Source organism: Mesorhizobium sp. M1066 (assembly GCF_040318635.1).
Lineage (GTDB): Bacteria > Pseudomonadota > Alphaproteobacteria > Rhizobiales > Rhizobiaceae > Mesorhizobium.
On sequence record NZ_JAMYMR010000011.1, the window covers coordinates 120807 to 140841 of the forward strand.

Here is a 20035-nt window from a genome sequence, read left to right on the forward strand (position 1 = left end):
CTTGCATTCCGACACAAGCAATAGTGTCGCCCTTGGGCGGGAAGGTTGGCCGGAGATGGCTGGATCGGCGTTCAGGAAGCCTGGTGTCGAGATCATTCCACTGTCCAAGGAAACTCTGCAGGACCGGGTCTATAATCAGGTCACCGAACTGATCCTCGACGGCAGCATCGTACCGGGCGAGATGGTCACGGTTCAGAGCCTCGCCGACGCCTTTGGCGTGAGCCCGATGCCGGTCAGGGAAGCGCTGCGGCGCCTGACGGCAGCCAACGCGCTGACCGTGGTATCCGGGCGCTCCATTGGTATTCCGGCGCTCAGCCGCGAGCGGCTCACCGATTTGCGCAATGTACGTTTTGAGATAGAGGCCATCGCCGCCGCCTGGGCCTCACAGAACCGGAGTGATGCGGATCTTGCGATTTTCGCGCGCGATCTGGACTCGCTGGAACGCGCGAATGGCGCGGACGACGTAAAGGCCTATCTGAGGGCGAATTACACCTTCCACTTCGCAATCTACCGAGCAGCAGGATCCGAAACCCTGCTCAAGATCATCAAGGATCTATGGCTGCAGATCAGCCCCTATTTCAATATGCTGCATGGGTCCTATTCGACCGCGAACACATACCATCAACAGATGTTTGCGGCCCTGCGCGACCGGGACGAGCAGGCAGTTCAGGCGGCGGTTCGCGGCGATATCGATGCGGCTTTCGACATGCTGGTCGATCTTTTGAAGTAGCGCCCGGCCCGACCTCCGACCCCCATCAGATGCCTCCTATTTCTGGGGATGGCAGAGCAGCGCCGATGCGCACTCAGCCGGCAAGCGCGGGCTTCTTCTGGTGATCCAGAGATTCGTATCCCGAGCGCGGCATCCATGGTTCTCGTGCTGGAGCTTGCCGTCGGCAGCCGATGACGCGGTGCACGCATCGCATGGTCATTATCAGATTGCCAAAATCTGGTAGCGTGATTATACCAGTTGATCAGTTGACGACGGGCGATGCCGTCGGCGAAGAACAGGAGTGGTGACCAGATGACAACGATTGCGCTGTTCGGGGCTGGCGGAAAAATGGGCTACCGCCTGTCGGCCAATTTTCGCGGGTCGCCCTATACGATACGCCATGTGGAGGTCAGCGATGCCGGCCGCGAACGGCTGAAGACCGGACTGGGTTTCGATACGGTCAGTGCCGACGAGGCGCTCAAGGACGCCGATGTGGTGATCCTGGCCGTCCCAGACACGCATATCGGCAAGGTAGCGGCCAGCATCGAGAGCAAGCTGGTATCAGGCACGATGGTGGTGGTGCTCGACGCGGCAGCACCCTTTGCCGGCCATCTGCCGAAGCGGCCGGACCTCACCTATTTCGTCACCCACCCCTGCCATCCGCCGATCTTCAATGACGAGACGGACATGGCCGCGAAGAAGGATTATTTCGGCGGCGTGAAGGCCAAGCAGCATATGGTCAGCGCCCTGATGCAGGGGCCGGAAGAGGACTACGCCAAGGGCGAGGCGATCGCGAAGATCATATGGGCGCCGGTGATGCGTTCGCACCGCGTCAGCGTCGAACAGATGGCGCTGCTCGAGCCTGGCCTTTCGGAGACGGTGTGCGCCTCGTTGCTGGTGGTCATGAAAGAAGCCGTCGACGAGGTCGTGGCGCGCGGCGTCGACCAGCAGGCGGCACTCGACTTCCTGCTCGGCCATATGAACGTGCTCGGCGCCGTCATTTTCGGCGAGACCAAGGGCGTTTTCTCGGACGCCTGCAACAAGGCGATCGAGTTCGGCAAGCCGGTGCTGATGCGTGACGACTGGAAGCGGGTGTTCGAACCGGAAGAGATCGCCGCCAGCATTCAGCGGATCACCTGAGAGAAGACAGGTGCTTGACGCAGCACCTCGAGGGCCCGGCATGTCATTGCCGACCCTCGGTTTTGGTAGCTCATCAGGTACATGTCACCTGAATTTGTGGTTGACTCATCATACCAGTTGGCTTAGCTGTTCATGGCTCGGATCGACAAGGTTTCGCAGGGAGCAGGATGCCTGGGCGAGTGGAGGAGGGCTGGGGAGCAACGATCCGTCTTGGGTATGCCGGCAACGGTTTTCAACCCAAGCGATCCGCGGCCCGCGCTGCCTGACGAATTCGGATGCAGACAAAGCCATTGGCCGATCAAGGCAATTTTTTCAAACGGGAGGACTTCATGAAACTCACACGCAGAATGACGCTTGCGGCTTTCGCCGGCATGCTGGCGCTTGGCACGGCAGTGCCCGCCTACGCGGCGGATCTCATCGCCATTATCACGCCCTCGCACGACAATCCGTTCTTCAAGGCGGAAGCCGTCGGCGCCGAAGCCAAAGCCAAGGAACTCGGCTACGAAGCGCTGGTGCTGGTCCATGACGACGACGCCAACAAGCAGTCCGAGCTGATCGACACCGCGATCGGCCGTGGCGCCAAGGCGATCATCCTCGACAATGCAGGCGCCGACGCCACCGTCGCCGCCGTGCAGAAGGCCAAGGACGCAGGCATTCCGTCCTTCCTGATCGACCGCGAGATCAACGCCACCGGCGTCGCCGTGGCGCAGATCGTCTCCAACAACTACCAGGGCGCCCAGCTCGGCGCGCAGGAATTCGTCAAATTGATGGGCGAGAAGGGCAATTTCGTCGAGCTGGTCGGAAAGGAATCCGACACCAATGCCGGCATTCGCTCCAAGGGTTATCACGACGTCATCGACGACTATCCGGACCTGAAGATGGTCGCCCAGCAGTCGGCCAACTGGAGCCAGACGGAAGCCTATTCCAAGATGGAATCGATCCTGCAGGCCAACCCCGACATCAAGGGCGTCATCTCCGGCAACGACACGATGGCGATGGGCGCTTATGCAGCGCTTGCCGCGGCGAACCGCAAGGATGTCATCGTCGTCGGTTTCGACGGATCGAACGACGTGCGCGACTCCATCACCTCGGGCGGCATCAAGGCAACCGTGCTGCAGCCCGCCTTCGCGCAGGCGCAGATGGCGGTCGAGCAGGCCAACGACTTCATCAAGAACAAGAAGTCGCCGGCCAAGGAGAAGCAGCTGATGGACTGCGTCCTGGTCAATGGCGACAATGCCGCCAAGCTGGAGACCTTTGCACTGACGAACTGAGCTAGCGTGATTTGAACAGCGAGGGGCGAATTTCGGTTCGCCCCTCGCCGCCATTTTCCGTGGGCCAACCACGATGCTGAACAACAGGCCGCCATGCTGAACACCAAGCCGAACTGGCCGATCCTTGCCGTGATGGTTGGCATCAGCCTGACCGCCTGCAAGATCCTGCCAACGAAATCGGAAGACGGGGGCAATGCTCCCGCCTTCAATCCGGACAACAAGGTCGAAGAGATCTGGGCAGCAAAGGTCGTGCCCTATCTCCAGCAGAAAGCCGGACCGTTTGCGGAGGTTCACACCCTGGCGACAACCGACCCGGCGGCTGCCGGCGCCAAATATGGCAATCCAAACAAGCAGGCAAACTCGCCGTGGACTTTCGCGGTTCGCCTGGAAGGCAAGATCGTCGCGGCGAACACGCAGTCCCGCGCGGCGACGATCGATGTCGATGTAAACGGCGACGGCAAGGCCGATGCGCGCGTGCAGATCGGACCGGCGGTGCGCGGCACCGCGCTGCGCGACAGCCTGGACTTCATCCAGTTCAACGACTTCACCAACCAGATCGACTTCGCCCAATTCGGCAAGGCGTTCAACAGCTACGCCGACAAGACAATGCTGTCCAAGCTGCCGCGCGAGGCGCTGGAAGGCCGCAGCGCCAAGGTGCTGGGCGCCTATACGCTGGGCAGCGGCCAGGACCTGCCGCTGGTGACGCCGGCGGAGGCAGAGATCGGGCCTAAGCCATGAGCGCGAACGCAGAGCGCGAAATCATCCTGAAGCTGGAGGATGTCTCCAAGGTCTATTCCGGCACCGTTGCGGTCAAGCGCGCCAATTTCGAGGTACGCAAGGGCGCGGTCAACGTGCTGGTCGGCGAAAACGGCGCCGGCAAGTCGACGCTGATGAAGATCATCGCCGGTGTCGAACGGCCGACAGCCGGCCGCATCCTGCTGGAGGGCGAAGAGGTTTCCTTCTCGTCATCCGGCGATGCGGTGAACCGCGGCATCGGCATGGTGTTCCAGGAGCTGAACCTGTTCGGCAATATGAGCGTCGCCGAGAACATTTTCGCCACCCGGGAGATCACCAACCGCTTCGGCAAGATCGACCGCAAGGAACAGGAGCGCCGCGCGGCTGAATTTCTGGAACGCCTGCAAGCCGGCATACGGCCCGACATGCTGGTCGAGGATTTGCGCATCGGCCAGCAGCAGTTGGTCGAAATCGCCAAGGCGGTTTCGCTCGATGCGCGCATCCTGATCATGGACGAGCCGACCTCGGCGCTGAGCGCTGCGGAGGTCGAGATCCTGTTCAAGGTGATCGCCGACCTCAAGGCGCGCGGCGTGGCCATCGTCTACATCTCGCACCGGCTGGAAGAGCTGATCCGCATCGGCGACTACATCACCGTGCTGCGCGACGGCCGCATCACCGGCCAGGAGGAGATGAAGAACGTCGACACGCAATGGATCGTTCGCCAGATGATCGGTTCCGACGCCAAGGATTTCGCCAAGGCTGACGGCCATCTTCCGGGCGAGCAGATCTTTCGAGCCGAGGACATCTGCCTGCCGCGCGCTACCGGCGGGCTTGCCGTCGACCATGTCTCGCTGTCGCTGCGCGCCGGCGAGATCCTCGGCATCTACGGCCTGATGGGCGCCGGTCGCAGCGAATTGTTCGACTGCATCATGGGCCGCCACGGCCATTCGACAGGCGCGATCTTCATTGGCGGCATAAAGGTCAAGGAGCGCGACACGACGAGGCGTATCCGGCGTGGCCTGGCACTGATCCCCGAAGACCGCCAGCGCGAAGGGCTGGTGTCGATCCTCTCGGTCGCAAGCAATTTGACGCTGGCCAGCCTGTCGCGATTTGCCCGCCTGTTCCATATCCGTGGCGCCGACGAAAGGCAGGCGGTGACGCAGATGGTGCGGGAACTGGCGATCAAGGTCGCCGACCCGGCGCAGGAGGTCTCCTCGCTGTCGGGCGGCAACCAGCAGAAGGTGGTGATCGGCAAGGCGCTGCTCACCGAACCCAAGGTGCTCTTGATGGACGAGCCCAGCCGAGGCATCGATGTCGGCGCCAAGGCCGATGTCTTCCGCACCATGCGCAAACTGTCCCGTGACGGTTTGGGGATATTGTTCGCCACCTCGGATCTCGACGAAGTGATGGCGCTGTCCGACCGCATCGCGGTGATGAGCAACGGAAAACTGACCGGTATGTTCGATCGCACTGAAGCGACAGAGGCGGCACTCGTCGCCGCCTCTGCGCTTGGCCACGGACCGGCCCCACATACGGAGAGCACCGCCCATGACTGACATCCCAGCCAAGGCGGCCGCTCCCTCCGCTTCCAGCGGCTCGGTGCTGTTGACGCTGATGAAGCTCAGGACCTTCATCGCGCTCATCGCCGTCCTGATCTTCTTCTCGATCGCGGCGCCGAATTTCCTGTCGACCGCCAATCTGATCCTGATGTCGAAGCACGTGGCGCTGAACGCGTTCCTGGCGATGGGCATGACCTTCGTCATCATCACCGGCGGCATCGACCTTTCGGTCGGCTCGATCGTCGGCCTGTGCGGCATGGTGGCCGGCTATCTCGTGCTCAACGGCATCGACCTGCAGATCGGCTACACCATCTATTTCAACGTCTTCGAGATCGCGCTGATCACACTTGCCGTCGGCATCCTGATCGGCGCCGTCAACGGGTTGCTGATCACCAGGCTGAACGTCGCGCCGTTCATCGCCACGCTCGGCGTGCTCTATGTCGCGCGTGGCCTGGCGCTGCTATCGTCGGATGGCCGCACCTTCCCCAACCTCGTCGGCAAGCCGGAACTGGGCACCACCGGCTTCGGTTTCCTCGGTGCAGGCCGGCTGCTCGGCCTGCCGGTGGCGATCTGGATCCTGATCGTCGTTGCCCTGGGGGCCGCCTATCTCGCCAAGTACACGCCGCTCGGCCGCCACATCTTCGCCGTCGGCGGCAATGAACGGGCGTCGCGGATTTCGGGCGTCCGGGTCAACATGGTGAAGATGTTCGTCTATATGTTCTCCGGCTTCTGCGCCGCGATCGTCGGCCTGATCATCTCGTCCGAGCTGATGGCCTCGCATCCGGCGACAGGCGAAAGTTTCGAGCTCAACGCCATTGCGGCGGCGGTGCTCGGCGGCACCTCGATGTCGGGCGGCCGCGGCACGATCGGCGGCACTATCGTCGGCGCCTTCGTCATCGGCATTCTTTCGGACGGGTTGGTGATGATGGGTGTGAGTTCGTTCTGGCAAATGGTCATCAAGGGTCTTGTCATCATCGTCGCCGTCGTCGTCGACCAGGCGCAGCGCAGGCTGCAGAGCCGGGTAACGCTGATGCAGATGGCAAAGGCAGGCTGAGCATGGCGGAGTTGCGGGGAGCGCTGATCGGCTGCGGCTTCTTTGCCGTCAACCAGATGCATGCCTGGCGCGACATAGCAGGCGCCTCGATCGTTGCCATCTGCGACCGCGACCTGGAACGGCTCAAGATCGTCGGCGACCAGTTCGGTATTGCGAAGCGCTATACCGATGCGGCGGAGCTTTTTGCCGGCGAAAGCCTCGACTTCGTCGATATCGCCACCACCGCGCCCAGCCATCGTCCGCTTGTCGAAATGGCGGCCGCCCATCGCGTTCCCGTGATCTGCCAAAAGCCGTTCGCGCCGACGTTTGCCGACGCCAAGGCGATGGTTAGGGCTTGCGAGGAAGCCGGCGTGCCTTTGATGGTGCATGAGAATTTTCGCTGGCAGTCGCCGATCCAGGCGGTACGCGCCGTGCTCGACAGCGGCGAGATCGGTACGCCTTTCTTCGGGCGCATTTCCTTCCGCTCGTCCTATGATGTGTTTTCCGGTCAACCCTATCTGGCGACGGGAAAGCGCTTCATCATTGAGGACCTCGGCATCCATATCCTCGACATCGCCCGCTTCCTGCTCGGCGACGTCTCGACGATCACGACACGAACGGCTCGCATCAACCAAGCGATCGCTGGTGAGGATGTGGCGACCATGCTGATGGATCATACCGGTGGCGCCACGTCAGTGGTCGATTGCAGCTACGCGACGAAGCTCGCCACCGAGCCGTTTCCCGAAACGCTGATCGAGATCGACGGCAGCGACGGCACGATCCGGTTGGCGCAGGGTTACCGGCTCACCGTCGCCGGCAAGAGCGGCACGGCCGTCACCGACGTTTCGCCGCCGCTGCTGCCTTGGGCATCGCGGCCCTGGCACAACATCCAGGAAAGCGTCGGTGCCATCCAGCAGCACTGGGTAGACTGCCTGGCAAAGGGAACCGAACCGGCGACCTCGGGCGCCGACAATCTCAAAACGTTTGCGCTGGTCGAGGCCGCCTATGTCGGTGCCGCGAGCCGGCAACCGGTGCAGCTCGACGCCTTGCTGAAATGACCACCGACGCCTTCCTTCTCTACGGCACGCGCGAGGTCGAAGCCGAGCCGGTCAGGCTCAGCGCCGGCGCGCTCAGCGCGGACTTCGTCAACGGCAATCTGCGCACCATCCGCCATGGCGGCACTGAAGTGCTACGCGCCATCGCCTACATCGTCAGGGATCGCGACTGGGGCACTTATGAGCCGGCGCTGACGGACCTTGTCATCGACCAGAACGCAGACAATTTCTCGGTCAGCTATTCGGCAAGTTGCACCGGGCCGGACGGAAGCCGGCTCCGCTTCCGCGCCACGATCGAAGGTTCCGCCGAGGGTCGCCTGACGTTCGATGTGAGCGCCCTACCCGAGAGCAATTTCGAGACCAATCGCTGCGGCTTCTGCATCCTGCATCCGATCGCCGGGCTGGCCGGCAGCCAGGTCACGGTCGAGCACACGGACGGCCACGTGGTGGCGACAAAGCTTCCCGAACTGATCGACCCCTGGCAGCCTTTCAAGAATATCCGCGCCATCACCCATCAGGTTCGGCCTGGTGTCAGCGCCGAATGCCGGATGGAAGGCGATACATTCGAGATGGAAGACCAGCGCAACTGGTCGGACGCATCCTACAAGACCTATATGCGGCCGCTGGCGCTGCCTTGGCCCTATGTGCTGCCTGCCGGCCAACCCCTGCGCCAGACGATCAGCCTGCGCATCACCGGTGAAGGCACAGCGCCGGCGGCCGCCGTGGCCAGCGAACCGGTCCGCGTCGAACTCGGCGAAGCCGGATCAAGGCTGCCCGATATCGGCGTGGTCATCTATCCCGAGGATGTCGAGACGGCGCTGGCGAACCTCGCCACGCTGTCGACACTCGGCCCCCAACAGCTGCTGTTTCACTACGATCCGACGCGCGGCCACGGGCTCGACGCTTTGCGGGCGTTCGCCCGGCTCGCAACTGCCTATCCAGCTGAGGCGACGCTCGAATGCGTCGCTGCCTGCGCCGGCGACCTCGACGCCGAGCTGGCAGGCGTCGCCGCCCTGGTGCGCCGGGCCGGGCTAAACCTCTCGGCCATTGCCGTGTCGCCTTCGGTCGACCGGCAGTCGACGCCGCCGGGCAGCGCGTGGCCGGATTGTCCGCCGCTCGAAGAGGTCTATGCCGCGGCGCGGCGCGCCTTTCCCGATATCCGCCTCGGCGGCGGCATGTTCAGCTATTTCACCGAGTTCAACCGCAAGCGCGTGCCGGCGGACCAGCTCGATTTCATCACCCATTGCACCTGCCCGATCGTGCATGCCGCCGACGATCTCAGCATCATGCAATCGCTGGAGGCGCTGCCTTTCATCACCCAATCGGTGCGGTCGATCTTCGGGGCGAAGCCATACCGGATCGGACCGTCGACGATTGCCATGCGCCAGAACCCCTATGGCGGCGCGACCAAGCCCAATCCCGGGGGACAGCGCATCGCCATGGCCGACAGCGATCCTCGCCATGCCGGCCTGTTCGGAGCCGCGTGGACGATCGGCTATGCCGCACGCGTCGCGCCCGCCGGACTGGAGATGCTGACGCTTTCCAGCTTCACCGGCCCGTTCGGCGTGTTGGCGTCATCCGGGGAACCCGTCGCGGAAGGATCACCCCGGCCCATCTTCAGGGCTATCAAGGGGCTTTGCGAGATGGCTGGCCTTGCGCATGTGGCGGCAAGGACGAGCGATGAGACCAGGGTGCTGGCTCTGGCTGGACGCTCCACTTCAGGCAAGACAATCGTGTGGCTGGCGAATCTGACGGCGGACGACGTGCCGGTCGACATTTCAGCTTTTGGCCGAGGCCACCTCGTGATGACGCCTTACGCGATCATCCGGCTTGGCTGAAGTTACTTTTCGGAATTCATCACGTAGAGCGCGCGCGAGCGCTCGAGATGCTTGATCATCGCCTTCTCGGCGCCGTCGGCATCCTTCTTCTCGATGCGGCCGATGATCTCTTCATGCTCGGTCAGCGTGAAGCTTTCCTTGCCGGTCCAGATCAGCATTTCGGTGTGGTATTCTTTCAGCCAGCCCAGCATCGCCTCACTGACGGCGACATAGATCGGGTTGCCGGAGATCGCGGCGATCTGGGTATGGAATTTCATATCGGCGGAAATGAAGGCCTCGGAGTCGCCACGGAGGCCGCGCTGTTCGGCAATGGTGGCCCGCAGCCGCTGCACATCCTCGGCGGTGGCCTTTTCGGCGGCTTCCCTGACCATGCCGCGCTCGAAAAAGATGCGCGCGGTCTTCAGGTGCTCCAGCGTGTCTTTCGATGACGACAGGATGATCTTGGCGGCGCCATCGACCTGTTTGATGATCGACTTGGCGGTCAGCTGCAGCACCTTGGCGCGTTCGCCATGCGAGATCGCGACGAGGCCCATATTGCTCAACGCCTGCATCGCCTCGCGGATCGCGGGTCTGCCGACCTCGAAGCGCTCCATCAGTTCGCGCTCCGACGGCATGTCGTCGCCCGGCATCAATTCGCCGCTGGTGATCAGGCGCTTCAGCCGCACGAAGACCTCGTCGGAAAGCTTGCGCCGGACAATCGGTTCCGAACGGTTCATCGTCGCGAATCACTCCCTTGACCCGGCCCTATCTAACACTGCCGCCACATTTCCCGGAAATTGCCGTCTGTCGACCTGCCTTAAAACTTCCAGCCGGATATGCCCTTGCAATACTTATGTACTCATTATACCAGATTTAGAGCACCGGTGAACCTTTTTCGAACGCCTCGGCCAGACCATGATCACCCTTACCTATCGCATCGAAACGCCTGGAAGCATCGAAGCGCTGGCGGCCAAGATAGCCAGCGACCAGTCGACCGGCACTTTCGTTGCTCTGCCTGGCGAGACCGAGGAGCTGAAGGCCCGGGTGGCGGCGCGCGTCCTTGCGATCCGGCCTCTGCCCGACGCCGAGCGGCCGTCGCTGCCCGACGCCGGCAACGGGCCGTTCAAGCGTGCCGACGTCGACATCGCCTTTCCGTTCGACGCCATCGGCACCGACCTTTCGGCGCTGATGACAATTGCCATCGGTGGCACCTATTCGATCAAGGGCCTCACAGGCATCCGCGTCGTCGACATGAAGCTGCCAGAGGACTTTCGCGGTGCGCATCCCGGCCCACAGTTCGGTGTTGCCGGCAGCCGCCGGCTGACCAGTGTGACGGACCGCCCGATCATCGGCACGATCGTCAAGCCGGCGCTCGGCCTACGGCCGCACGAGACGGCGGCAATGGTGGCGGAACTGATCGCCGCCGGCGTCGATTTCATCAAGGATGATGAAAAGCTGATGAGCCCCGCCTATTCGCCTCTGTCGGAACGGGTGAAGGCAATCATGCCGCTGATCCTCGACCACGAGCAGAAGACCGGCAAGAAGGTCATGTATGCCTTCGGCATTTCGCATGCCGACCCGGACGAGTTGATGCGCAACCACGATCTGGTGGCGAAGGCCGGCGGCAACTGCGCTGTTGTCAACATCAATTCGATCGGACTCAGTGGCATGGCGTCCCTGAGAAAACGTTCCAGCCTGGTGCTGCACGCCCATCGCAACGGTTGGGACATCCTCACCCGTCACCCTGGTCTCGGCATGGACTTCAAGGTCTGGCAGCAGTTCTGGCGACTGCTCGGCGTCGACCAGTTCCAGATCAACGGCATCGCCTCGAAATACTGGGAACCGGATGACTCTTTCGTCGAGTCGTTCAAGGCGGTGACAACACCGATCTTTTCACCCGAGGACTGCGCCTTGCCGGTGGCGGGCTCCGGCCAGTGGGGCGGCCAGGCACCTGAGACATACGCGCGGACAGGGCGGACGGTCGATCTTCTCTATCTCTGCGGCGGCGGCATCGTCAGCCATCCGGACGGGCCGGGCGCCGGCGTGCGTGCCGTGCAGCAAGCCTGGCAGGCGGCGGTCGACGGCATTCCGCTTGCCGACTTCGCCCTGAACCACCCTGAACTGGCGCGGTCGATCGAAAAATTCGGCGACGGCAAAGCGGCCTGAAGCCATGCAGGACCTGCTTCTCAGCTATTATGGCGACGACCTGACCGGCTCGACCGATGTCATGGAGGCGCTTGAGCTCGGCGGTGTGTCGACCGTGCTGTTCATGCGCCAGCCGGACGACGCCTTGCTTGCGCGATTTGCGCAGTGCCGGGCGATCGGCCTGGCCGGCACCAGCCGCAGCGAGACGCCGCAATGGATGGACACGCATCTGCGCGAAGCCTTCGGCTGGCTGAAGACGCTCAACGCCGAGATCTGCCACTACAAGGTCTGCTCGACATTCGATTCCAGCCCGACGATCGGCAGCATCGGCCGGGCCATCGAGATCGGCCGCTCGGTGTTCGAGCAAGCCAGCGTGCCGCTGCTGGTCGGCGCGCCGCAGCTCAAGCGCTACACCGCCTTTGGGCACCTGTTCGCCGCCTATCGCGACCAATATTTCCGCATCGACCGCCACCCGGTGATGAGCCGCCACCCGACGACGCCGATGGATGAGTCGGACCTGCTGATCCATCTGTCGCGGCAGACGGCGCTGAACTCCGGACTGGTCGACCTTACGACGCTGCAGTCCGCGTCGCGGTCGGCGGCGTTCGATCGGCTGACCGGAAACGGCACCGCCATCGTGCTTCTCGATGTCGACAATCTGGAAACGCAGGCTCTGGCCGGCAAGGAGCTGTGGCGCGTTCGCAAGCCCGGCGGTTCTTTTGTCGTCGGCTCGTCCGGGGTTGAATATGCATTGCTGGCCGAATGGGCATCGAATGACATTGTCGGCGCTGGACAAGGTTTCACGCCGCCGGGCGCTGCCGAGCGGATAGCCGTCGTGTCGGGCAGTTGTTCGCCGACCACCGAGCGGCAGATCCGGCATGCCCTGACCGACGGTTTCGACGGCATCGAGGTCGATCCGGTCGAGCTGGTTTCGGAGGCTTCGCAGCAGGCGATCGCGCGCGCAACGGCAAGCGGCCGTGCCAGTCTGCAAGCCGGGCGCAGCGTCATCCTCTACACCGCGCTTGGCCCCGATGCCGACAGGGGCGCCGAAATCGACCGGCAGGAAGGCGCCCGCCACAGGCTTGGCCGCGGCCTTGGAGAAATCCTTCGCAGCCTGACGATCGAACAGAATTTGCGGCGCGTGGTCATTGCCGGCGGCGACACGTCGAGCCATGCACTCGGCGAAATGGGTGTCGTTGCCCTGACAATCCGCATGCCGCTGCCCGCTTCGCCTGGCTCGCCGCTCTGCGTTGCCCACTCGCGCGTCAAGGCGATCGACGGCTTGGAAGTCGCGCTCAAGGGCGGCCAGGTCGGAACCGATCGCTATTTCTCAGCCATCCGCGACGGCCTCGGCACTTGAACCAGCCGACACCTGGATTTCAGGAGCCGCTGTGCGAGAGCACTTCAACACGCGAAATGCGCCTTGCCGGGTGGAAATCCCGGTAACACCCGGTATTATCTGCGAAAATGCCGAAATCGGGAGGATGCCGGGTGCAGACCAAGAAGATCATCAACGATGGCAACCGCGCCGTCGACGAGATGCTGGAAGGCATCCTGGCAGCGCATCCCCGCCATCTCAAAAGCGTGGACGGCAGTCCACGCTCCATCATCGCCCGCGACGGACCGCGCCAGGGCAAGGTGGGCCTCGTGATTGGCGGCGGTTCGGGCCACGAGCCGAGCTTTCTCGGCTTTGTCGGCAAGGGATTGGCTGACGCTGCGGCCATCGGCAATGTCTTTGCCTCGCCGCCGCCGGACCCGATCCTCGAATGCGCCAAGGCAGTCAGCGGCGGCGCCGGCGTGCTCTTCATGTACGGCAATTATGCCGGCGACGTGATGAATTTCGACATGGCGGCCGAGATGGCCGCCATGGACGACATCGAGGTGCGCACGGTGCTGAGCACCGACGACGTCGCCTCGGCACCGCGCGACCAGCGGCACAAGAGGCGCGGCGTCGCCGGCAATTTCTTCATCTTCAAGGCGGCCGGCGCCGCCTGCGACCGGATGTTGTCCTTCGACGAATGCGAGCGCGTCGCCGGCAAGGCCAACGACCATACCTTCACCATGGGCGTGGCGCTGTCGCCCTGTTCGCTGCCGCAGACCCGCCGGCCGAATTTCGAGATCGGCCCGGACGAGATGGAGATCGGCATGGGCATCCACGGCGAGCCCGGCATCGCGCGCGAAAAGTTGAAAACAGCCGACGAGATCACCGACGAGATGCTGGACAGGATTCTCGACGAGATGGCGCCGGCGCGCGGCGACAAGGTCGCGGTGCTCGTCAATTCGCTGGGCTCGACGCCGCTGATGGAACTCTACATCATGAACCGGCGCGTGAAGCAGAGGCTCGATGAGATCGGTGTGTCCATACACGCAAGCTGGGTCGGCAATTACTGCACCTCGCTCGAAATGGCCGGGGCCTCGATCACTCTGCATCGGCTGGACGGCGAGTTGCAGACGATGCTGGACCACCCCTGCGACTGCGCCATGTTTCGCGCCGGCTAAACCCACTTCTGTGGCAAGGACTAAGACATGACGACAATCGACACCGCCCGCCTTGTCGCGATGTTCGCGGCGATCGCAACCGCCATGTCGGCCGACAGGGACCGACTATGCGCGCTTGACGGAGTTATCGGCGACGCCGACCACGGCATCGCGATGGAGCTTGGATCTTCCGCGGCACGCGATGCAGTCGCCGCACTGGACACCGAGGCCACTGATCCGACCACCTTGCTGAACACGGCGGCAAAGTCGTTCCTGAATGCGGTTGGCGCCTCCTCCGGTCCGCTCTATGCGACCGCGTTCATGCGCGCCGCGGCAGCCGTCAAGGGCAAGACGACGCTCGACGACGCGGACGTGGTCACTCTGTTCCAGGCGATGGCCAAAGGCATTCAGGATCGCGGCAAGGCCGAGCCAGGCGAAAAGACGATGATCGATGCATGGGCGCCGGCTGCACAGGCGGCGGGCGAAGCGCTGACCTCCGGCAAGGATCTGGCGCGCAGTCTCGAAGCTGCTGCACAAGCGGCAAACGCCGGCGCGGAGGCGACCAAGTCGATGGTCGCCACGAAGGGCCGGGCATCGCGCCTCGGCGAACGCTCGCTTGGCCACATGGACCCGGGCGCCGCCTCCGCCGTGACCGTGATCGAGGCGATGCGGGTCGCCTTGACCAGTTAACTCAGCAGCAGGCCCTCGCGTCAGCGCTTGGCGTCGAGCTTGTCGATGGCCTGCACGTTTGTGGCGGAGGGGCCATTCGGATCGAACTCCGAGGCCAACCATGCGTCGGCGATCGATTTCGCCAGTTCGGGACCGATGACGCGGGCGCCCATGGTGATGATCTGGGCGTTATTGGACTTGGCGGCGCGCTCAGCGGAATAGGTGTCGTGGGTCAATGCGGCGCGAATGCCCGGGACCTTGTTGGCGGAGATGCTGACGCCGATGCCGGTGCCGCAAAACAGGATGGCCCGGTCGTAATTGCCGTCGAGAATTTCGTGGCCGACCGAGGCGGCGATATCGGCGTAGAATCCGGCCTGGCTTAGGTCGACGACCTGCAGTTCCGGCTTGGTGGCGAGATGCTTGGCGATGACGTCGAGCAACGGCTTGCCGGCGCTGTCGGCTCCGAGTGCGATCTTCATGATGATGAGCTCCTTTGCTTGGTCTTTTAGCGGTCAGCGCGCGATGGCGGCCGACGCCTTTTTCAGAATGTCGATATAGCCTTCCGCTTGCCACGCCGAGCGGCCGATGAACAGGCCATCGATATGCGGCTGGCCGATGAGTTCGGCCGCGTTGCCGGGATTGACGCTGCCGCCGTAAAGCACAGGCGGGGCAGCCGGCAGCCGGTCGGCGGCAACCTGCTTGATCAGCGCCTGCTGCCTGTCGGCATAGTCGGCGCTGGCGGGAATACCCTTCTCGCCGATCGCCCAGACGGGCTCGTAGGCAAAGAGGATTTCAGCCTTCAATTGATCGCCGCTCAGCTCTTGCAGCGCGCCGAGAACCTGTGCCGTCAACACCGCCTCGGCGCGGCCTGATTCACGCTCAGCCAGCGTCTCGCCGACGCAAATCAGCGGCACGAAACCGTGCCTGACAGCGGCCGCCGTTTTCAGTCCCACAGTCGCATCCGTCTCGCCGAAATGCTCGCGACGCTCGCTATGGCCGAGTTCGATCAGATCCAACCCACAATCTTTCAACATCACTGGCGAAACCTCCCCAGTCCAGGCGCCGGCGTCGGCCCAATGCATGTTCTGCGCGCCGACTTTTACGCGGGTGTTGGCCAGCGCCGCTTTGACCTGGCGCGCGGCGGTGAACGGCGGAATGACGAAAGGCTGTATCGCCTGATCGAAGTCAGGCACGAAGGCCGCCAACGCATCGGCGAACTGCAGCGCCTCGGCAAGCGTCTTGTTCATCTTCCAGCTCGTGCCGACCCAATATGGGGTCATTCTTTTCTCCTTCAACGCGTGTTTTTCCTGGCCACCATCAGTGCCGGCGTCTAGCCGGCATTCCACTCAAGCCCGAGGCTTGAGACTGTCGCGGCCACTGTCGATGTAAGGCGCCCAGAAATCCACCGACTCGCGGATCATCTCGATAACCTGATGGTCGACTGGTTCCCTCTCCCTGAAGGAAAGTTCAAGGCAAATTTCATTGTCGGTTCCACCGCCCTGCCTAACCGCGTCCAGCAACTTCTGCGGCACTATGCGGCCATCCTTGTTGTAGGCGGCCGTGAACGGCCAGTGCCCGCCCTTATTCATCGACGACTGCTTGATGTGGATGATCGGCGATTGCAAGGGAAACGCTTTCGCCCAGGCATAGGGATCGCTGTCGGCAGGGTTGGGCGAAGTGACGTCGCCATGGTCGATGTCGACCATCATATGCATCGGTATGGGCAGCTTCGCCGCATCGATAGCGCTTTGAAGCGTGACGCAGCTTTCGATCGTGTGGCCGAACTCGCGGCCGACCGACATCGGTTCCCAGAACAGGTATGTCAGACCCGCCGCCTTGGCGTGCTCGGCCACCTCGCGCCAGCATTCGAGCGCGATGTCCAGCAGTGCCGCCCGCCGTTGCGGATCGTCAAAATCCTTGTAGGTGAAGATGGCGAACTGCGTGCCCATTCCCGATGCGCCGAGTTCGGCGGAAATGTCGGCGAAGGTCTTGAACCAGTCGACATAATAGCGCCGGACATCCGCATCCGGGTGGCCGAAATGGTTGAGCCGGCCATAGGGTCCTGTCATGCCGGAGGTGATCCTGACGCCGGTCCGCGAAAGCGCGCTGTTGAACAGGCGCAGGAATTTGGCGATCGTTGCCGCCGGCCAGCCCGGATTGACGAATTCATGCGTCAGCTGCACGTCGCGGATTCCGATGCCATAGGCAATCGCGTCGATCAGATCGTCTGGATCGGCGAAGCGATTGACCAGCGGATTGGTGTTGAGGGAAAGCGTGAAGGCCATCAGTCTGCCGTCGCCATGATGTTATCGAACCAGTCTTCGAATGCTTTCCGCTCGGCCGCATCGAGATGCAGGCCATGTTTGGTGCGGCGTTCCAGAATATCGGCTGATGTGCCGGCCCATTCGGTCTCGGCCAGGAACCTTGCCTCCCGCTCATACAAATCGGGACCGAAGCGGCGGCCGAGATCCGCCTCGCGCTGTGCGCCGGCGAGCAATTGCCTGGCACGGGTGCCGTAGCTTCGAGCGTAGTGCTTCACCAGCGACGGGCTGAGCCATGAAAACTCGGAATGCAGATCGCTCAGGAACTGCTCGAAGTCCGCATTGGGCAGGTCGCCTCCCGGCAAGGGAATTTTGGCCGTCCAGGCTTTCTTCATCGTCGAAAAAAACGGCTGGATCTTTTCCAGCGCGTGTTCCGACAGCTTGCGGAATGTGGTGATCTTGCCGCCGAACACCGACAGCAGCGGCGCGTTGCCATTGGAGGCGTCGAGTTCGAAAATATAGTCGCGCGTCACCGCGCTTGGATTGTCGGCATTGTCATCATAGAGCGGACGCACGCCTGAGAAACTATGGACCACGTCCTGTGACGTCAGCTGCCGCTTGAAATAGCGATTGACCACCTTGATCAGGTAATCGACTTCGCTTGCCTCGGCGACCACTTCCTCGGGCCTGCCTTCGTAGGGAATGTCGGTCGTGCCGATCAGCGCCAGATCGTTCTCGTAGGGGTTGACGAAGATCACTCGCTTGTCGTTGTTCTGGATGAGATAGGCCTGCCGCCCCTCCCAGAATTTGGGCACGACGATATGGCTGCCTTTTACAAGCCGAACATTGCGCGTGGAGTTCTGCCCGGCGACGCGGCTGACAATGTCGTTGACCCAGGGCCCGGCCGCGTTGACCAGCGCCCGCGCGCGGACTTTCGTCAGAGCACCCGTGCGACCATCCTGCATGTCGATCGACCACAGTCCGTTTTCGCGGCGGGCCGCGACACAGGCGGTGCGCGTGAGCACTCTGGCACCGCGCTGCCTGGCATCCAGGGCGTTGAGCAGCACCAGGCGCGCATCGTCGACCCAGCAGTCGGAATATTCGAAACCGCGCTTGAATTCGTCCTTGATCGGCGCGCCTTCCGGCGCAGTCCTGAGGTTCAGTGTTCGTGTCCCCGGCAGGCGTTTACGGCCGCCAAGGTGGTCGTAGAGAAACAGCCCGAGCCGGACCAGCCATGCCGGCCTGTCTTGCGGGCTGTGCGGAAGAACGAAGCGCATCGGCCAGATGATGTGCGGCGCCGCCTCGAGCAGCACCTCGCGTTCGATCAGTGCTTCGCGAACCAGCCGGAATTCATAATATTCGAGGTAGCGCAGGCCGCCATGCACCAGCTTGCCGGAGCGCGAGCTCGTGCCTTGCGCGAGATCGTCCTTTTCGCACAGGATGACGGACAGCCCGCGACCTGCAGCATCACGTGCTATGCCGGCTCCATTGACGCCGCCGCCGATCACGAAGAGATCGACGACATCTGTTGTGTTGCTCAAGATCTTGCTCCTGTGCGGTGCGCCATGCCCTTCCACACCGGTCGAAGCGCCTGGCGCGCCGCAACGAAGGAAGGGAAGAGCGCATCGTAGGTTTGCGAAAGCGCCTCGTCATAGGCATCGCAGTCGCCGAGAAGCGGTGTCACCCACTCGGCGGCGCAGTCTTCCATCGAGCCATAGACGCCGAGCCCGACCGCGGCCATCATCGCGGCACCCGCAGCACCTGCCTCCTGGCGGCTGCTGGTGCGCACCTGCGCCCGGGTCGCCGCCGCGATGATGCGGCGTAGGGACGGACTGCGCGCGGCGCCGCCCGACAGGCGGATCTCGCTCGGCACGGCGCCCATCGCCTGGTAGCAATCACGCGCCGCGAAGGCCAACCCTTCGAGGACGGCACGTGCCAGATTGCCAAAGCCGTGCTTGACCGAAAGGCCGATAAAACCCGCGCGTGCGTCAGGATCGACGAACGGTCCTCTTTCACCGGCCAGCGATATGTAGGGCTGGTAGATCAGCGAACCAGGCTCCGATGCTTCCACCCAAGCGTCGAGGGCCTTCAGCAACTCGTCATGAGAAGGCTTGCCGCCAGCCGTCGCGAGCACGTCGCGCGCAAGGCCAAGCACCCAGTCTATGTTGAGCGTCGCCGCCATGTTGGATTGCAATTGTGCAAAGGCGCCTGGAATAGGCATGGCGATCGTGTAGCCGGAGCCATCGTCGTTCAGCACGACATCGTCGGGAGTGGCGGCAAAGCGTGTGTGTATGCCGGTCGAGCCGATGACCGTGCAGCCGACATTGCCCGAGGGATCATAGAGGCCGGCTCCGAGCGCCGTCATGACCATATCGACGTAACCCAGCACCACCGGCGTGCCTTCGAGCAGGCCAGTCTCTGCCGCCGCCGATCGCGACAGCGGATGATGGTCGGTGGTACCTTCGAGCATGGGAGGCAACAGGTGGCGATGCGTCGTCAGATCCAGGATGTCGAGGGCTTCGTCGGAATAGCTGCGCGACCGAAAATCGCCGAAGGTGAAGGTTCCCTCGGAGGGATCCGTGGCGCGTTCGCCCGTCATCTTGAAGTAGAGCCAATCCTTGCAATGCAGTGCGGCCGCCGCCCGCTCCAGCATGTCGGGATGGTTCTTTTTCATGAAGGCAAGCTGGGCGCCTTGCTGGCAGGAATTCAGCCCCGTGCCGGTCAGCTCGAACCGCCTGCGATCCCGGGGATCGGCGCGCATCTCGTCCACCAGATGTCCAGCTCGGGCATCAAGCCACAGCCAGGCGCGCGAGACAGGCAAGCCGTCGCCATCGATCAGCCAGGTTCCGTCGCCCTGCCCGGTGATGGCCACCGCTGCGGTTCGTTGCACGAGGTCGGGAACCCTGGCCGCGAGATCCCGAACGGTCCGCGCCATGTCGCGCCAGGTCTGGTCGAGGTCCTGCTCGGCGCCGCCGCCTTCCAGCGTGACGAAGCTGTTGGGCACCGACGTCATGGCGAGCTGCCGCCCGGACAGGTCGAAAGCGATCGATTTGATTACCGACGTTCCCGCGTCGATGCCGATCAGCAGGTCTTTCATGCCGCAAATTCCGGTTGGTTGCGAAGGCAGTTCACGAGGGCAGTCATTTCGTAGAAGAGGCAGGGG

General features: G+C 63.1%; 18 protein-coding genes. 12 read left to right on the forward strand and 6 right to left on the reverse strand.

Annotated features, from left to right (window positions below):
* Positions 1 to 55: 55 nt before the first annotated feature.
* The 8 genes from NKH52_RS17065 (at position 56) to apnL (ending at position 9340) form a co-directional block, all read left to right on the forward strand.
* Complete coding sequence (locus NKH52_RS17065) at positions 56 to 730, forward strand: GntR family transcriptional regulator (protein ID WP_352731524.1); 675 nt, start codon at positions 56 to 58, stop codon at positions 728 to 730.
* A gap of 291 nt (positions 731 to 1021) precedes the next feature.
* Positions 1022 to 1849, forward strand: coding sequence for a phosphogluconate dehydrogenase C-terminal domain-containing protein (locus NKH52_RS17070; protein WP_352440093.1), 828 nt, complete (start codon positions 1022 to 1024; stop codon positions 1847 to 1849).
* Positions 1850 to 2178: 329 nt separating this feature from the next.
* A complete protein-coding gene (locus tag NKH52_RS17075) occupies positions 2179 to 3120 on the forward strand; it encodes a D-ribose ABC transporter substrate-binding protein (protein ID WP_024502459.1) in 942 nt (313 codons plus the stop codon).
* A 93-nt stretch (positions 3121 to 3213) separates the two neighbouring features.
* Positions 3214 to 3858: a DUF2291 family protein gene (locus NKH52_RS17080; RefSeq protein WP_352731526.1), complete on the forward strand. Its 645-nt coding sequence runs from the start codon at positions 3214 to 3216 to the stop codon at positions 3856 to 3858.
* The gene (locus NKH52_RS17085; protein ID WP_352731528.1) at positions 3855 to 5411 is read left to right on the forward strand and encodes a sugar ABC transporter ATP-binding protein; all 1557 of its coding nucleotides are present in this window, start codon (positions 3855 to 3857) and stop codon (positions 5409 to 5411) included. The genes NKH52_RS17080 and NKH52_RS17085 overlap by 4 nt, the downstream gene beginning before the upstream one ends.
* Entirely contained in the window at positions 5404 to 6468 is a 1065-nt protein-coding gene (locus NKH52_RS17090) for an ABC transporter permease (RefSeq protein ID WP_127412150.1), read from the forward strand. Before NKH52_RS17085 ends, NKH52_RS17090 begins: the two co-directional genes overlap by 8 nt.
* 2 nt (positions 6469 to 6470) lie before the next feature.
* On the forward strand, positions 6471 to 7505 hold the full coding sequence (locus NKH52_RS17095) for a Gfo/Idh/MocA family protein (RefSeq protein ID WP_352731530.1): 1035 nt from the start codon (positions 6471 to 6473) through the stop codon (positions 7503 to 7505).
* Positions 7502 to 9340 (forward strand): D-apionate lactonase, encoded by a 1839-nt coding sequence (gene apnL, locus NKH52_RS17100; RefSeq protein WP_352731533.1) that lies wholly within the window; start codon positions 7502 to 7504, stop codon positions 9338 to 9340. Before NKH52_RS17095 ends, apnL begins: the two co-directional genes overlap by 4 nt.
* A 2-nt stretch (positions 9341 to 9342) precedes the next feature.
* On the opposite strand, the gene NKH52_RS17105 is transcribed toward apnL, so the two are convergent.
* Positions 9343 to 10056, reverse strand: a complete 714-nt coding sequence (locus tag NKH52_RS17105) for a transcriptional regulator NanR (protein ID WP_352731535.1) — start codon at positions 10054 to 10056, stop codon at positions 9343 to 9345.
* A 178-nt stretch (positions 10057 to 10234) separates the two neighbouring features.
* Here NKH52_RS17105 and oiaX point away from each other — a divergent pair, with 178 nt between their 5' ends.
* The 4 genes from oiaX to dhaL all read left to right on the forward strand — a co-directional run bounded on the left by oiaX (position 10235) and on the right by dhaL (position 14632).
* A complete protein-coding gene (gene oiaX, locus NKH52_RS17110; RefSeq protein WP_352731537.1) occupies positions 10235 to 11485 on the forward strand; it encodes a 3-oxo-isoapionate-4-phosphate decarboxylase OiaX in 1251 nt (416 codons plus the stop codon).
* A 4-nt stretch (positions 11486 to 11489) separates the two neighbouring features.
* Positions 11490 to 12824, forward strand: a complete 1335-nt coding sequence (locus tag NKH52_RS17115; RefSeq protein ID WP_352731539.1) for a four-carbon acid sugar kinase family protein — start codon at positions 11490 to 11492, stop codon at positions 12822 to 12824.
* A gap of 131 nt (positions 12825 to 12955) precedes the next feature.
* A complete protein-coding gene (locus NKH52_RS17120; protein WP_023808902.1) occupies positions 12956 to 13963 on the forward strand; it encodes a dihydroxyacetone kinase subunit DhaK in 1008 nt (335 codons plus the stop codon).
* A 27-nt stretch (positions 13964 to 13990) separates the two neighbouring features.
* Complete coding sequence (dhaL, locus tag NKH52_RS17125) at positions 13991 to 14632, forward strand: dihydroxyacetone kinase subunit DhaL (RefSeq protein ID WP_352731541.1); 642 nt, start codon at positions 13991 to 13993, stop codon at positions 14630 to 14632.
* 20 nt (positions 14633 to 14652) lie between these two features.
* Here the strand turns inward: dhaL and derI are convergent, their stop codons facing one another.
* The 5 genes from derI to NKH52_RS17150 all read right to left on the reverse strand — a co-directional run bounded on the left by derI (position 14653) and on the right by NKH52_RS17150 (position 19969).
* Positions 14653 to 15090, reverse strand: coding sequence for a D-erythrulose-4-phosphate isomerase (gene derI / locus NKH52_RS17130; protein WP_013533067.1), 438 nt, complete (start codon positions 15088 to 15090; stop codon positions 14653 to 14655).
* 33 nt (positions 15091 to 15123) lie between these two features.
* The gene (locus tag NKH52_RS17135) at positions 15124 to 15891 is read right to left on the reverse strand and encodes a triose-phosphate isomerase (protein ID WP_352731542.1); all 768 of its coding nucleotides are present in this window, start codon (positions 15889 to 15891) and stop codon (positions 15124 to 15126) included.
* Positions 15892 to 15957: 66 nt separating this feature from the next.
* Complete coding sequence (locus tag NKH52_RS17140; protein WP_352731544.1) at positions 15958 to 16896, reverse strand: sugar phosphate isomerase/epimerase family protein; 939 nt, start codon at positions 16894 to 16896, stop codon at positions 15958 to 15960.
* Positions 16896 to 18413 (reverse strand): glycerol-3-phosphate dehydrogenase, encoded by a 1518-nt coding sequence (locus NKH52_RS17145; RefSeq protein WP_352731546.1) that lies wholly within the window; start codon positions 18411 to 18413, stop codon positions 16896 to 16898. Before NKH52_RS17145 ends, NKH52_RS17140 begins: the two co-directional genes overlap by 1 nt.
* A complete protein-coding gene (locus tag NKH52_RS17150) occupies positions 18410 to 19969 on the reverse strand; it encodes an FGGY-family carbohydrate kinase (protein ID WP_352731548.1) in 1560 nt (519 codons plus the stop codon). The genes NKH52_RS17145 and NKH52_RS17150 overlap by 4 nt, the downstream gene beginning before the upstream one ends.
* Between the last annotated feature and the right edge of the window lie 66 nt (positions 19970 to 20035).

What these genes read in the sequence shown, in the direction of transcription:
- NKH52_RS17065 (WP_352731524.1), top strand. Translation starts at nt 56, where the DNA reads ATGGCTGGATCGGCGTTCAGGAAGCCTGGTGTCGAGATCATTCCACTG.
- NKH52_RS17070 (WP_352440093.1), top strand. Translation starts at nt 1,022, where the DNA reads ATGACAACGATTGCGCTGTTCGGGGCTGGCGGAAAAATGGGCTACCGC.
- NKH52_RS17075 (WP_024502459.1), top strand. Translation starts at nt 2,179, where the DNA reads ATGAAACTCACACGCAGAATGACGCTTGCGGCTTTCGCCGGCATGCTG.
- NKH52_RS17080 (WP_352731526.1), top strand. Translation starts at nt 3,214, where the DNA reads ATGCTGAACACCAAGCCGAACTGGCCGATCCTTGCCGTGATGGTTGGC.
- NKH52_RS17085 (WP_352731528.1), top strand. Translation starts at nt 3,855, where the DNA reads ATGAGCGCGAACGCAGAGCGCGAAATCATCCTGAAGCTGGAGGATGTC.
- NKH52_RS17090 (WP_127412150.1), top strand. Translation starts at nt 5,404, where the DNA reads ATGACTGACATCCCAGCCAAGGCGGCCGCTCCCTCCGCTTCCAGCGGC.
- NKH52_RS17095 (WP_352731530.1), top strand. Translation starts at nt 6,471, where the DNA reads ATGGCGGAGTTGCGGGGAGCGCTGATCGGCTGCGGCTTCTTTGCCGTC.
- apnL (WP_352731533.1), top strand. Translation starts at nt 7,502, where the DNA reads ATGACCACCGACGCCTTCCTTCTCTACGGCACGCGCGAGGTCGAAGCC.
- NKH52_RS17105 (WP_352731535.1), bottom strand. Translation starts at nt 10,056, where the DNA reads ATGAACCGTTCGGAACCGATTGTCCGGCGCAAGCTTTCCGACGAGGTC.
- oiaX (WP_352731537.1), top strand. Translation starts at nt 10,235, where the DNA reads ATGATCACCCTTACCTATCGCATCGAAACGCCTGGAAGCATCGAAGCG.
- NKH52_RS17115 (WP_352731539.1), top strand. Translation starts at nt 11,490, where the DNA reads ATGCAGGACCTGCTTCTCAGCTATTATGGCGACGACCTGACCGGCTCG.
- dhaL (WP_352731541.1), top strand. Translation starts at nt 13,991, where the DNA reads ATGACGACAATCGACACCGCCCGCCTTGTCGCGATGTTCGCGGCGATC.
- derI (WP_013533067.1), bottom strand. Translation starts at nt 15,090, where the DNA reads ATGAAGATCGCACTCGGAGCCGACAGCGCCGGCAAGCCGTTGCTCGAC.
- NKH52_RS17135 (WP_352731542.1), bottom strand. Translation starts at nt 15,891, where the DNA reads ATGACCCCATATTGGGTCGGCACGAGCTGGAAGATGAACAAGACGCTT.
- NKH52_RS17140 (WP_352731544.1), bottom strand. Translation starts at nt 16,896, where the DNA reads ATGGCCTTCACGCTTTCCCTCAACACCAATCCGCTGGTCAATCGCTTC.
- NKH52_RS17150 (WP_352731548.1), bottom strand. Translation starts at nt 19,969, where the DNA reads ATGAAAGACCTGCTGATCGGCATCGACGCGGGAACGTCGGTAATCAAA.